We start from the raw sequence: 13,622 nt of genomic DNA, 5'->3' as shown, positions 1-13,622 counted from the left end.
ATAACGAGGATGGACTTAAAAGCGGGCTGGGAGGGAACCTGGCAACAGTTCCTTGAAACAGACAAAGAATGCTTTATCGAAGCATTGGTGGCTTTCTACAATAGTCTGAAGTGGACGGGAGAACTGGACCCAACTCAGCTTTATGCATGGAAAACAGAATACGATGTAATGAAGGCTACCCTCAATCGCGTTATTGCAGAAACCCAAGCTGAACCAGGAAAGTGCTGGATAGCCTTTGAACAAGAATTGATTGGTGAAGGCGGTAAGCGAGCAGCAGATGTTAATCTGGTTACACCTACTGGTGAGTTATTTGTAGTCGAGTTCAAACACAAACAAGAAGCCTCTGAATACGAAATCCTTCGAGCAAACTCTGATTTGCAAACAATGCGACGCTATCATAGCGAATCTATTGACCTAGTCGGTCATGGTTTTGTTGTACTTACGAAGCCTGGCGCTAAGCAGTTCCAGCACCCTAATGTTGTATGTGACATCACAAACGATGGTTTGGCCCTCCAATTAGCGTCACAGCTTATAACGTCATTAAGCAAACCTGGTTTCTACGATGTACTCCAATGGGCTAATGGGGAGTTTTATCGCCAGCCGAGCATACTGCATGGTACTGCTCAGGTCTTTTTCGACGCTAAAATACCTACGCTTAAAACCTCGGCCGGTGAAAATATTGATCAGGCACGTGCGGCACTGTTAAAGCTCTATCAGCATGCTAGGGATACGCAGCAAAGATATGTTGTTGTCGTTCATGGGCGCCCTGGTGCCGGTAAGACGTTACTGGGTATTAGTTCTGTTGCGGAAATCGCACGCAGCGATAGCGCAAAGCAGAGTGAACCTATTTTTCTTTCTGGAAATGGACCTCTCGTTCAGGTACTACAGCATACGCTAGATTACAGTGGTAAGCAGTCAGGTGGCCGGACTGTAGATAAGGTCATTGATGGTCGAGTGATGATCCAAGACCTATACACCTTCAAAAAGCACATCAAACGTTCTTTGGATTCACGAAAAGAATCCTTTGTTGTGTTTGATGAGGCACAGCGAGCGTGGGATAAAGCAAGCCCAAGAGAAGCACAATCATCATCTGAGTTGATGCTGTTTTGTAACTGGCTTGCTCATCAACCGTTTGGAGTATTAGTACTTTTGGTGGGGGATGGTCAAGCGATCCATCGCAATGAGATGCAGTTAGATCAAATGCTAGTTGACCTAGATGCTGCAATAAGAGCGCAAAACGGCAAAGTAATCCCAATTATGCCATCGCTTCACGCTGGTAAAATGCAGCTCATTACGCCACTTAAGAAAGACGTGTATAACCTTAAAACGCCCATTAGGCAGGCCTATACGGAAAGTTTGGATAAGTGGATTGAAGCAGTTCTATCTAACAATCCGGATCAAGCGCAACAAATCGCTTTAGAAATTCAAGCTGACTACCCACTGCGACTCACTCAAAACAGACAAGCCGCTGAAACTTATGCCTTGGGGTTACAAAAAACCATGCACGAAGGAAACAAGCTGCAAGATGCTTTCAGAGCAGGCTGGTTGATGTCTAGCCAAGGTGGCAAGTTTATTGAGGAAGTCCAGAAAGACAAATATAAGCCAGGTAAACATATTGGCCCTTGGTACGTTGAACCACCAAGCTCTGAAAATTCATGTTGCCAGTTTGATGCGGCTTGTACGGAGTTTAGCTGTCAAGGCTTAGAGTTATCACTTGCTCTGTTTAACTGGGGCAAGGATATGGTCTATCGCAACGGAACGCTGGTGGTTGCAGACCGACGCCAATACGAGCATTACACAGAGGGTAGTTATAGAGTATTGCTCAGTCGTGGGCGTAGTGGTTTGGTCATAAAGTGTGATGACCAGGAAACGTTCGAATACTTGAAACAATGTGGTATGCAGGAACTTTAAGTGACTGTTGCTAGATGAACAAATTAATATAAATATGTGAGTGAGTAGTGAGCCGACAAAAAAGTCTAATTGGCTGGATAGATTTTTCATCTACAGAGCGAGAGCGTGTATCTCAAGTGTTATCCATGTTACAAGAGAAAGGTACACTTGATGAGTTGGGCATAGGACAAATCAGGGATGCCTTTGCCGATCAGCTTTTTCCGGGTTTTTCTACTATCCAAACCCGCGCTAAGTACTTTGTCACTATCCCCTATATCTTTCACGACTACCGTAAATTAGAGCCTAATGAGCGGCCTCTTCTGGCTGAATACATTAGCCAGCAAGAAGATAAACTGGCCAAGTGTTTAGTCGAAAACCATCAACATGAAATGCCCTATGGGATCATTGGAAAAGATAGCCTAGAAAAGGGGGTAGCTCGTAAACCTTCTTCAGTCTATTGGAATGGACTACGCCAGTTATCTATCGCTAAAACGGAACTGTCTTTAAGAGAGTTTGTTAACCAGTACCAAGAGCTAGCAAACAATAAGAGCGAAACCCATATCGATGATGATGGGCAGCATTCTGATATTGCACAACTGATGACGAAACCCGATGGTTATAGTGAGTATTGGTTAAACCAAGTTTCAATAGAGCTCACACGTAAAGAAGCTGAATTCCTTAAAAATAAACTACAGCTATCGAGTAAGGTTGAACATAGTGTCCCCGCTCAGTTATTCAAGCACAACCTTGTTGGTGAAGCTTTGCAAGTGGCTGATATGGTTGTCCATAATGGATGGCAGGCCGAAGCCCTTTATGAAAAGTTAAAAGATTCTTCTATTTCCGATCAAACGAAAACATGTTTTGAAAACGCGCTGGAATTTAGTTTTGTTCTTGAAGGCGCGCATATTAGATACAATATGCTCATAGCCCAACGTGCCAAAAATATCGAACAGATTGAACAGTTGAATGAAGAGTTTGATGTTTGGTTGAGCCAAGCTCATAAACAGCATACGAGCTTTGAACAGCAGAGCATCGATAGTTGGTATGAGTTTGCTTTCGGTCCACATAAAAACGCAAATAATCGCACACGTCAGTTTATCGAAAACTGGTGTAGCTTGATTCGCGAGAATGTCGCTGTAGATAAGTTGGATGTATGTGTGAAGCAGCAAGCGATAGCAAATAAAGGGGCACGGTGTTTGCTGAAAAAAGCCCTTAGTGAAAACCAAAAGTGGGTTGGAATGCGCAAACTAGAATTTCGTTGGCCTTCTGCCAGAGTTATTTTGCAAGATATCCAGGAGGGGCTAAATGTTAGTGCCGGATAAAAATCGTTTAGATTATGGCGAACAGCTTATCGCCCCCGAAGGTTATGAGCTTACTCATGCTATCGCCACGACTTATAGCTTGGATCTAGATACCTTGTTGACAGTGCCAATTGCCATGTGTTTTGGCCATACCTTAGAAGGTTCGGTTGAGCATATGAGAATTGCTTTGTTGGAAGCTTTAGGAATGTTGGGAGATAAACTCACGGTTTTCTACCAACAAGGCAATATTAAGTTGCCAGATAAGTACAACAGCTTATTTGGCTTGTTGGAAAGCAGTCTTATTCCAGTAGTTCCAAATGCAGGAGAATCAAATTCAGCGTTTTCGTCGTTTCACCCGAAGTTGTGGTTGCTTCGGTTCAAAAGCCCAGATGAAAACAAAAATGTGAAATACCGTTTGATAGTGTTGTCACGTAATTTAACGTTTGACCGCAGCTGGGATCTTAGCGCTGTAATTAATGGAGAATCAAGAGGGAAGCGTAAGCCTGCTAATCGTCCGTTGATTGACTTTTTTGATGAGGTTTATCGTGGTTCATCAACGCAATCATTTGGTGATGTGATAGACCCAGAAGAGCTAGTTAGGGTGCTTTGGGGTAATCCAGATAACATCAGTAAACTCGGCTTTATCTCTACTCTTTTTGATGAGAGTAACAAACGACAGACTCCAATCCGTTTAGAGCAATGTAATCAATCTATGCTCGCAGTGTCTCCTTTTATCAGAGGTGGAGGTAAGGTAGGAGCTCTAGATTGGCTTAGCACCTTCGTTCCTGATGGCCAACGTTATTTGTTTAGCCGTAAAGAAGAGCTTGATATGGCGGGCGAGAAAGCGTTGGACGGTTGGCACTGCTATGCACTTAACGAACACCTCATCGATGCAGAAGAAAATGAGGAAATGGACCAGTCCCCATTTGTAGAAAACGACCTCAACTTGCATGCAAAGTTATTAGTTGTCGACGAAACTGATTCCACTTCCAGCTGGCATCTTGGTTCGGCGAATATAACTCAAGCGGCAATGGGAGACGAATCTATTAGCCCGAGAAATAGTGAATTCATGCTTCGTTTAACGGGCTCCAAACATCAAATTGGTGTTCATGCATTGATCGAACAATGGGTTAATGAACATGGTACAGGTTTATTCACAAAGCATGAGTTTAACGAGCTAGATAAAACTGAAGGTGAAGACTCTGATCGAGTACTCCGTCTATTAGAGTTCAGATTAATTAATGCAGATTGGAAGCTCGAAGTTGATTTAAGTGGTGATGACGAATATCAGCTGACCTTTAATGGGGCTCTGCTTGATATCCCGCCGAATTTTGACGTTAAGGTTTCGACATTGAGTGCGTCACAGCCTCGTGCACTAGCTCGCGAGGTTATCTGGGATGGCCTTAAACCCTCCCAAATTAGTGCGCTAATTCACTTCGAAATATTTGAAAATGATTCAGTGGTTAAGAATTTAGTCGTTCAAGCTGAATTAATGTTTAATTGTAAATTGGACCGTGGAAAAGCAATAACCAATGAGTTGCTCGAGAATCGCTCACACTTTATGAGTTATATAGCGATGTTGTTACATATCGACCCAAGTAAGCAAGATTTGATGAACGGTGCTGGTAAGGGAGACGGTGAGGGGGCTGGTGGCGTGTTCTTCACCAAAGACAGTGTGATCTACGAAAAACTGATGCGAGCGGCTGCGTTAAGTCCGGATTTGCTAGAAAGAATTGATCGCTTACAAGCGCAAGTCGATGAAAAGATCATTCCAGATGAATTCAAGACGTTATGGGGCATCTTTTCGTCTTTTGTACCATCCAAGTAGTAGTTAATAAATAGTCGTAAAAATAAGAAGATAACGAAGTAATGACACAAGCGATCCTAGAGCAACTGAACGGTGTATTAGCGGGTCTTAAGGACTTCCAAACGGCAACCGTAGACCAAACTATAAATAAGTATCAAGTAGCAGAACATAGCCACAGAATACTTGTTGCGGATGAGGTGGGGTTAGGAAAAACTATCGTCGCCAAAGGTGTCATAGCTCAATTGCTAAAAAGGCACGTTGAGTCAAATACGACTAAACCGATGCGTGTCATCTATATCTGCTCCAACCTTGCATTGGCAGATGAGAATCGCCAAAAGCTGGCGCTCTTTAATGGTGAAGATGCAAAGCGATGGGTGAAGCCATCGACATTTGGGCGTTTGGTTGAACTAGCTCTAAAGCCGAAAAAGTCTGAAATAAACGATGAGAATGTCATTGAAGTTTGTACGTTGACGCCTTCGACTTCTTTTACATTAACTGCTGGGGCGGGTAATTGCCGGGAAAGAGCGATCTTAGCTGTTCTATTGCCTCAAACGACTAATTTATGTGAAGTTGTGAAACCAATTCGTGAGCTATTCAAAACCAACCAGATTACCAGAGAGGGCCGATGGGAAGATGAATTGAGGTATCTGGATCAGTATTTTGATACAGATCCGTTAGTCGTATCTCAGCTTGAAAGCAGCTTGACCAAGCCTTGTGAATCGACAGTGTTAAGAGAACACTTTTCATCGCTTCAAGATGCAGCGCTCTACCTGGCTAATTGTTGGAACAAAGACTCAGGCGAAACCGATGAAACTAGCCATCTATTTTACCATTTTAGAGTGGAAGCTCGTCGACTGGTGGCGCGCTGTTGCGCTGGAAGCTTGCAAGCAGACTTGTTCATCCTAGACGAGTTCCAACGTTTTCAGTCGCTCACAGACCAAAGCTCAGACTCCGAAGAGTCATTAATTGCTAGGCAGGTATTTGGTGATAAGGGCAAAGCCAAAAAAGCAAAATCCAAAGTACTTTTATTGTCGGCAACGCCTTTTAAAGCGATGACGACAATCAACGATGAGGACGATGAAAGCAGTCATCATGAACAATTGCATAAATTACTCGATTTTCTATCGCACAATGATGTGGATTTTGTTTCTCAATACGAAATGAAGCGTAATCTGCTTCATGGGGATATGTTAACCCTGTCGTCCGGCAATGCAGATTTTGAGTCCATCAGCGATACGAATGCGAGTTCAGTCGAAAAGTTACTGCGAGAGTATATTGCCAGAACTGAGCGGAGCCAAATTAGCAAAGGCTTTGAGCAGCTTATTCATTCCAATGAGCTATGTTGTGGATCAGACTTTAGTGTTGAAGAAGTCCAAGGTTACCGAGCGATCGAAGCGTTAAACGAAGTGCTGCCTAAAGGGCGTGGGGGTGTATCTCTTATCGAGTTTGCTAAGTCAGCACCTTGGGTCATCTCTTTCCTAAATGGTTATGCATTTAAAGAACTGTATCATCGAAATATTAATAACCCTGATGTAAGAAAGCTGCTTGGAAAGTCCCAAAGCAGAGAGCACTCTCACGCTTGGTTATCTCGTAGTAATGTTCAAAACTATAAATTGAGCGTTGAACAAAGTGCCCCGAACGCGAAGATTAAAGCATTAAGTAAAGTTATCTTTGAGCAATCGCCGGAGAACTTACTTTGGTCGCCACCGTGTAAACCTTATTATCAATTTGAAGGTGTATTTAAAGGAAATGAGTCTTTTACTAAGACGTTGCTGTTTTCATCTTGGGCCCTTGTACCTAAAGCATTGAGTTGTCTTTGGTCTTATGAAGCAGAACGTAGAGTATTAAAAGGAAAGGGGAAAAGGCCACAATATTATAGCGGTAAAAATGCATCACCTTTACTTCGATTTGAAGGCAAATCTACTCTAAACGTATGGCATTTACTTTATCCTTGTAAGTCTCTTGCTAAAGTGTCGTATTTAGATGGGAGCCTTGATGAGGCTTTGGCTCAACAAACCATGTTAATTCAGAGCAAATTGGCTTGTTTAAAGCAATATGAAAGTGAAGAAAGGACGAATAGTGATTGGTACTTGCTCGCTCCAATGTTGCTGGATAGGCAAGCTGGTGAGGTTGAGCATTTCGAACAATGGATACAGGTGATTGAGTCTCGCTTGAGCAAAGAAGGCCGTATTAAGCATTTTGCTAAAATTAAGCAGTACTTTGAGGGGAGTGAGTCATTCTCTTTAGGTAAAATGCCTGATGACTTAGCCAAAGCGCTGGCATATTCAAGCTTAGCTAATCCTGCTACCTGCGCAATGAGGACCATTCAAGCTCTATGGTCAGAAGGTATCTCTGAACTCGACTTGGTTAGTTACTCTGTTCAGTTTGCGGAGCTTACAACCAGATTGTTTAATCATGAATACGCTATTCCCATTGTGAAACGTAACATTAAACACACTCTAATATCTGGACAGACGGCTTCACCTGCTTGGTATAAGGTCTTGGTCTATTGCGCGCATGGTAACTATCAATCAATGCTCGATGAATATTGTCACTTACTTGCTACATCAGGCAGTGATCTACATGCAGCAACGAGTAAACTTGAGCATGCGATGGGAATACGAAGCTCATCTGAACAGGTTCATTTCTGGGAAAGTAGGACAAAGGCTAAAGATAAATGTTCATCGTCAATGCGTTGTCATTTTGCGGTTCCGCTCGGTAATCAAAAGCTTAATGATGATAGCGGGTTAAAACGAGTGGTGAGTGTACGTGACGCATTTAACTCTCCATTCCGACCATTTGTGTTGAGTTCTACATCGATAGGCCAAGAAGGGCTTGATTTTCATTGGTATTGCCGTCGAGTTGTTCACTGGAATTTGCCCAATAACCCTATCGATATTGAACAAAGAGAAGGGCGTGTGAATAGGTACAAATCTCTTGTGGTTCGCCAACGTATTGCAGAAAACTACACCCCAGATATAAGAAACAATACGGATGTTTGGGAGCAGTTATTTGAACAAGCAGCCAATGGTGATATGAACAAAGCGAGTGACTTAGAGCCGTACTGGTTTACTCCTAACGGGAAAGCACAAATCGAACGAATTGTACCGACTTACCCAATGAGTAAAGAGGTTGCAAAATATGCAGAAGTGAAAAAAATACTTGTGCTCTATCGCTTAGCATTTGGACAGCCTAGGCAACAGGAGCTTTTAGAGAGTTTCACGGGCTGCGATATAGAAAGTGAAGAATTTAATCGAGTGAAGGACTCTTTGATCATCGACCTTGCCCCTTTGAATGCTATCTAATTAATTCCCACCAGCAAAAGCTGGTGGTGATTGTACTTTTTTAATGCACTCAGTCTCGTATTGAACTTCAGAACATTGCCCATTCCCCAATTTTCCCATATTCTCTCACTATCAATTCTGATTAATTAAACCAACATGAGATAACACTCTGAATGGTAGACCAAATTTTAACCTTGAAAGAGGTGGCCGCTTACCTAAAGTTGGCCGAAAAAACAGCATATAGATTAGCAAGCGAAGGAAAGCTTCCTGGTTTCAAAGTCGGCGGTTCTTGGCGCTTCAAACGCGAAGACCTTGAAGCGTGGATAGAAGAGAATAAGAGCAAGCAATGACATTAATACAACTCAAAGACTTAGAAGCGCACCTTTGGCATGCGGCCCATATAATCACGGGTCCAATCGACGCTTCAGATTACAAGACCTACATATTCCCAATCCTATTTTTTAAGCGTATCTGTGATGTTTACGATGAAGAATTCGAAGAGGCGATGGAGCAAGTGGGTGATGAAGAGCTTGCGAAAGGCGATATGTTTCACCGCATCCAAATTCCAGCTAATTGTCATTGGAAAGATGTGTTTGCAGAAACCAAGGATATCGGCCAAGCCCTAAAAGATTCATTCCGTGGCATTGAGCTAGAAAACCCACAGCTGCATGGCATTTTTGGTGATGCGAGCTGGACCAACAAAGAGCGTCTATCAGACGAACTGCTATCGACACTACTTAACCATTTCAATAAGGTTAAACTTGGCGTATCGAGTGTGCGTAATGATGATATGGGTCGTGCTTACGAATACCTCATCAAGCGCTTTGCTGATAAAGCAAACAAGAAAGCAGGTGAGTTCTATACGCCACGTACCATTGTTCGTCTTATGGTCAATATTCTAGATCCACAAGCCAATGAGAGTGTATATGACCCAGCTTGTGGTACAGGCGGTATGCTGCTTGAAACCATCCACCATGTTAAAGAAAACGGTGGTGACCCACGTCTTCTAAACATCAAAGGACAAGAGAAGAACCTGACTACCGAAGCCATTGCTCGAATGAACTTGTTCCTACACGGACAAGAAGATTTTGAAATCGTTCGTGGTGATACACTTCGTGATCCTAAGTTTCTGAAAAATGATCAACTAGAAAACTTTGACTGTGTAATCGCAAACCCACCATTTAGCTTAAAAGAGTGGGGTTATGACTATTGGACAAGTGATCCTTATGGCCGAGCAAGCTTTGGTCTAGCACCAAAAACCAACGGGGATTTTACTTGGGTTCAACACATGTTTGCTTCATTGAATGATAAAGGGCGCATGGCGGTAGTGTTGCCACATGGTGTACTTTTCCGTGGTGGAGCAGAGGGTAAAATCAGAACCAAGTTGTTAAAAGAGAACCGCATCGTTGCAGTAATCGGTGTAGCTTCAAACCTGTTTTACGGTACGGGTATTCCTGCTTGTATTCTCGTATTGCGTAAAGCAAGACCAGTAGAGCATAAAGACCATGTGCTGATTGTAAATGCGGAAGAGATCTTTACTAAAGGCCGAGCGCAAAACACCTTATCAGAGCCTCAAGCTGATGAGATCTATGACATCTATCAGAACATGCGCACCAAAGGGCCAAAAGCAGACGACATTGAGGGTGTCGCACGTTGGGTGCCACATAGCGAGATTGAAGAGAACGATTTCAATTTGAACATCGCTCGTTATGTACAAAAGCCGCTAGAAGAAGAAACCATTACCGTAGAAGAAGCGTTGAAAGACTTCCAGCAAAAGCTAGTAGCCCTAGAAACGGCTGAACAGGAGCTTGAAGCTTTATTGATCAAGGAAGGTTTTGAAATATGAAGTTAGAAAAATCCTATTCAATTGAGCTGAAACGAAACATTTCTCCTGTAGAAGCAGATCTTAAATATCGTGAAGGTAAAATTACATCCAAGTTCGCATTTGAATGTCCTGATGACAATTGCCATGCAGCGGTAACATGCGCCAATTTGGATAGACCAAAAGAAAAAAGAAAAGTAGAGCCTTACTACAAAGTCGTTGAGGTGCATTCCGAACGATGTTTGATAGGAAAAGATCTTTCTGGGGTTAAGAGAAAGAAATCTAAATATTCCGATTATTCTGATACTGATGAATATATTTCAAATGCAGTTAGGTTGAACTTGCGTCCTCACAGCACGAAGAGACCTGTTGAAAAAGACGGCATATCGGAAGATGAGTTTGTCACTAAAGGACGACCGATACGTGAAAGTGATGGAGAAGAGGGCAAAAGGAAAAAACAAGCTTCGAAAGTACTTTCATCCATGGTTGATTCATTTTTGAACGATGAAAACATCTTAGTGCAATTACCTGAAATTGGTACTATGCCAATTCAAGAGTTGTTCGTTGAAATTGATGGGCAAAAGATAGAAAGCTTTGCTGATGAGTTCAGAATCTACTTTGGCAAAGCATGGTTCAATAAGCATGAAGCTGGCTATTCAGTCGTTTTTGCAAATAGGCTAGAGCATGACGAAAATGTTGTACGCCCTTCATTTTTCATTCCTAATAGTTTGATAGAAGAGACATCTTACCGACTATTTCAAGAGAAAAAGCTAAATGGGTTATTGGATAAAAAGCCAAGGCTAGTTTTTATTGCTAGTGAAACTGGACCTTTCTGCAAGGACAAATACATCAATTTCTGGCTTGAAGGGCTTGAATACTTGGAATATCGCACACAATGAACAAGAACAAACTAGAAGACTTACTTTGGGGCGCTGCAGAGTTCCTGCGTGGCCAAATTGATGCGTCTGATTACAAGCAGTACGTATTCCCATTGCTGTTCTTTAAGCGTCTATCAGATGTATATCTAGAAGAGTATAACGAAGCGCTAGAGCTACACGAAGGTGATGCCGAATACGCTGCGATGTCGATGTACCACCGCTTTGATATTCCAGAAGAAGCAAGCTGGGAGAAAGTTCGCAATACCAGTAAAGACATTGGTGAAGCGATTCAAAATGCTTTGCGTTTGATTGAAGCAAAGAACGAACGACTACATGGTGTATTTGGTGATGCGCAGTGGACCAACAAAGAGCGCTTACCAGACCATTTGCTGTCAGATCTTATTCAGCATTTCAGCAAAATCCCGCTAGGTATTAAGTCTGTTGCTCAAGATGACTTGGGTGAGGCTTACGAGTACCTGATCAAAAAGTTTGCGGATGATTCAGGGCATACTGCTGCCGAGTTTTATACCAACCGTACCGTTGTGCATTTGATGACTCGTATCATGAAGCTTAAGCCTGGCGAGAGTGCGTATGATCCAACTTGTGGTACAGGTGGAATGCTGCTTAATGCGGTGATGGATTTACGCTCTCAAGGTGAAGAGTGGCGCGGTGTTCATTTGTACGGTCAAGAAGTAAACCTGCTAACCTCTGCAATCGCACGTATGAACATGTTCCTGCATGACATTGAAGAGTTTGATGTTATGCGTGGCGATACCTTAGGCGACCCTAAGTTTATCGAGAACGATCAGCTCAAACAGTTCGATGTCATCTTTGCTAACCCGCCGTATTCCATCAAAAAGTGGAACCGTGAAAAGTTCGCGGCTGACCCTTACGGCCGGAATATGTACGGCGTGCCACCGCAAGGCTGTGCGGATTACGGCTTCTATACCCATATCATCAAAAGCTTAAAGCCTGATACTGGTCGTGCAGCCATGCTTTGGCCTCATGGCGTACTGTTCCGTGACTCAGAGCAAGCGATCCGTAAACAGGTGATTGAATCTGACATCATTGAAGCGGTGGTAGGGCTTGGGCCAAATCTGTTCTATAACTCGCCTATGGAATCGTGCGTAGTGGTGCTTAACTGCAATAAGCCTGTTGAGCGTAAAAACAAGATTCTCTTTATCAACGGTGTAGAACATGTAACCCGCGAGCGTGCCCATAGCCGCTTATCTGATGATGATTTAGATGTGCTTTGTGAAGCTTATTTCCAACCAGAGAATCAAAGTGACATTACTGCGTTGGTTGATTTAGACACTATCAGTGAAAACCAATATAACTTATCTATTCCACTTTATGTAAAAGCGAAGGTTAGTGGGGAAGTACATGATATCGAACATGCTATTGAGTCATGGAAAATGAGCCGAGTACAACTTAAGAAGCAAACTAATAAACTATTTAATAGCCTCGCGAAGTTAGGTTACGAGGTAAAGAACGATGATTGATAAGCAAACTGTAAAATTCGGCGATATCTGTAAAGAGGTAAAGCTAACGACTAAAGACCCGATTGGTGATGGTTACGAGCGTTACATTGGCCTTGAACACTTAGATTCTGGTTCGTTAAAGATAAAACGTTGGGGGATGATTGCTGATGATTCACCTAGCTTTACCCGAGTGTTTAAAAAGGGGCATATTCTTTTTGGTAAACGTCGGCCTTATTTAAAGAAAGCTGCTATTGCAGAGTTTGATGGGATTTGTTCCAGTGACATTATTGTTATGGAAGCAAGTGGCGATAAGTTAGTAGAAGGGTTACTGCCTCACCTTGTTCAAAGTGAAAAAATGTGGTCTAAAGCATCAATAACATCTGCAGGCTCGCTTTCTCCTCGAACAAAGTTTAAATCGTTAATTGACTTAGAGTTTCAGTTACCAAATTTAGATGACCAAAATTCATTATTGGCAATTTTTCATAAAATTGAAGAGTCTAATGATTGTTCAACTTATGTTGCTAACAATGCAGAAAGGTTAGAAGATTTAATTCTGTTAGATGCAGTTCGAACTTTGCCCGCTGAACAGATTAAAAAAACTAAGCTTTCTAATATTTGCGAGCAAATAACTGTTGGAATCGTAAATAAGCCGGCTGATCTTTACTGTGAAAATGGTATTCCAGCATTGAGGTCTCAGAACGTCAAGCGTGGGCGCATCTCATTAGATAATCTAGTTTACATAACTCAAGAAGGACATGAAGCTAACAAGAAGTCACAAGTTCATCCTGGTGATGTGGTTGTTGTTAGGACAGGTTACCCAGGTACAGCAAGTGTTATTCCTGAAAGCTTAGAAGTTGCTAACTGTGTTGACATTCTTATTATCAGACCAAATACAACTTTGATAAATCCTGAATATCTAAGTGCGTATATAAACAGTCCTTTAGGAAAAGGCCAGATATTGGAGGGGGCTGGAGGTTTAGCTCAGCAACATTTTAACGTAAAAGCCCTGAAAGAAATGCTCATTGACTTACCTTCTATTGCTATGCAAGAAACAATTGCTAATAGTGTTAATGAAGTTGTCAAATTAGCTTCTAAGAATGAAGAAAATGCTGCGAAAAGAAAGAAGATGGTAGATGCGCTAAAGAGTAGCATCTAAGGA

9 protein-coding genes are annotated in these 13,622 nt (G+C 42.3%); all 9 read left to right on the top strand.

Annotated features, from left to right (window positions below; all coding sequences use genetic code 11):
- Positions 1 to 9: 9 nt before the first annotated feature.
- The 9 genes from IUZ65_RS10345 to IUZ65_RS10305 all read left to right on the top strand — a co-directional run bounded on the left by IUZ65_RS10345 (position 10) and on the right by IUZ65_RS10305 (position 13,619).
- On the top strand, positions 10 to 1,911 hold the full coding sequence (locus IUZ65_RS10345) for a DNA/RNA helicase domain-containing protein (RefSeq protein WP_195703648.1): 1,902 nt from the start codon (positions 10 to 12) through the stop codon (positions 1,909 to 1,911).
- Between the two features lie 47 nt (positions 1,912 to 1,958).
- Positions 1,959 to 3,212 carry a DUF6361 family protein gene (locus IUZ65_RS10340; protein ID WP_195703647.1) on the top strand — a complete coding sequence of 418 codons (1,254 nt, stop codon included), beginning with the start codon at positions 1,959 to 1,961 and terminating at the stop codon, positions 3,210 to 3,212.
- Positions 3,196 to 5,019: a phospholipase D family protein gene (locus IUZ65_RS10335; RefSeq protein ID WP_195703646.1), complete on the top strand. Its 1,824-nt coding sequence runs from the start codon at positions 3,196 to 3,198 to the stop codon at positions 5,017 to 5,019. The genes IUZ65_RS10340 and IUZ65_RS10335 overlap by 17 nt, the downstream gene beginning before the upstream one ends.
- A 41-nt stretch (positions 5,020 to 5,060) precedes the next feature.
- Entirely contained in the window at positions 5,061 to 8,303 is a 3,243-nt protein-coding gene (locus IUZ65_RS10330; RefSeq protein WP_195703645.1) for a C-terminal helicase domain-containing protein, read from the top strand.
- Between the two features lie 152 nt (positions 8,304 to 8,455).
- Positions 8,456 to 8,632, top strand: a complete 177-nt coding sequence (mads1, locus tag IUZ65_RS10325; protein ID WP_009842282.1) for a methylation-associated defense system helix-turn-helix domain-containing protein MAD1 — start codon at positions 8,456 to 8,458, stop codon at positions 8,630 to 8,632.
- A complete protein-coding gene (locus IUZ65_RS10320; protein WP_195703644.1) occupies positions 8,629 to 10,128 on the top strand; it encodes a type I restriction-modification system subunit M in 1,500 nt (499 codons plus the stop codon). The genes mads1 and IUZ65_RS10320 overlap by 4 nt, the downstream gene beginning before the upstream one ends.
- Complete coding sequence (locus IUZ65_RS10315; RefSeq protein ID WP_195703643.1) at positions 10,125 to 11,003, top strand: hypothetical protein; 879 nt, start codon at positions 10,125 to 10,127, stop codon at positions 11,001 to 11,003. The genes IUZ65_RS10320 and IUZ65_RS10315 overlap by 4 nt, the downstream gene beginning before the upstream one ends.
- The gene (locus IUZ65_RS10310; protein ID WP_195703642.1) at positions 11,000 to 12,484 is read left to right on the top strand and encodes a type I restriction-modification system subunit M; all 1,485 of its coding nucleotides are present in this window, start codon (positions 11,000 to 11,002) and stop codon (positions 12,482 to 12,484) included. Before IUZ65_RS10315 ends, IUZ65_RS10310 begins: the two co-directional genes overlap by 4 nt.
- Positions 12,477 to 13,619 carry a restriction endonuclease subunit S gene (locus IUZ65_RS10305; RefSeq protein ID WP_195703641.1) on the top strand — a complete coding sequence of 381 codons (1,143 nt, stop codon included), beginning with the start codon at positions 12,477 to 12,479 and terminating at the stop codon, positions 13,617 to 13,619. The genes IUZ65_RS10310 and IUZ65_RS10305 overlap by 8 nt, the downstream gene beginning before the upstream one ends.
- Positions 13,620 to 13,622: the final 3 nt, after the last annotated feature.

Origin of the sequence: Vibrio sp. VB16 (assembly GCF_015594925.2) — a bacterium.
Lineage (GTDB): Bacteria > Pseudomonadota > Gammaproteobacteria > Enterobacterales > Vibrionaceae > Vibrio.
Note: the sequence above shows the minus strand (reverse complement) of the source record. Positions and strands in the feature narration are given on the sequence as shown.

Excerpts from the sequence above, each read along its gene's own strand:
- IUZ65_RS10345 (WP_195703648.1), top strand. The coding sequence starts at position 10 with ATGGACTTAAAAGCGGGCTGGGAGGGAACCTGGCAACAGTTCCTTGAA.
- IUZ65_RS10335 (WP_195703646.1), top strand. The coding sequence starts at position 3,196 with ATGTTAGTGCCGGATAAAAATCGTTTAGATTATGGCGAACAGCTTATC.
- IUZ65_RS10330 (WP_195703645.1), top strand. The coding sequence starts at position 5,061 with ATGACACAAGCGATCCTAGAGCAACTGAACGGTGTATTAGCGGGTCTT.
- mads1 (WP_009842282.1), top strand. The coding sequence starts at position 8,456 with ATGGTAGACCAAATTTTAACCTTGAAAGAGGTGGCCGCTTACCTAAAG.
- IUZ65_RS10320 (WP_195703644.1), top strand. The coding sequence starts at position 8,629 with ATGACATTAATACAACTCAAAGACTTAGAAGCGCACCTTTGGCATGCG.
- IUZ65_RS10315 (WP_195703643.1), top strand. The coding sequence starts at position 10,125 with ATGAAGTTAGAAAAATCCTATTCAATTGAGCTGAAACGAAACATTTCT.
- IUZ65_RS10310 (WP_195703642.1), top strand. The coding sequence starts at position 11,000 with ATGAACAAGAACAAACTAGAAGACTTACTTTGGGGCGCTGCAGAGTTC.
- IUZ65_RS10305 (WP_195703641.1), top strand. The coding sequence starts at position 12,477 with ATGATTGATAAGCAAACTGTAAAATTCGGCGATATCTGTAAAGAGGTA.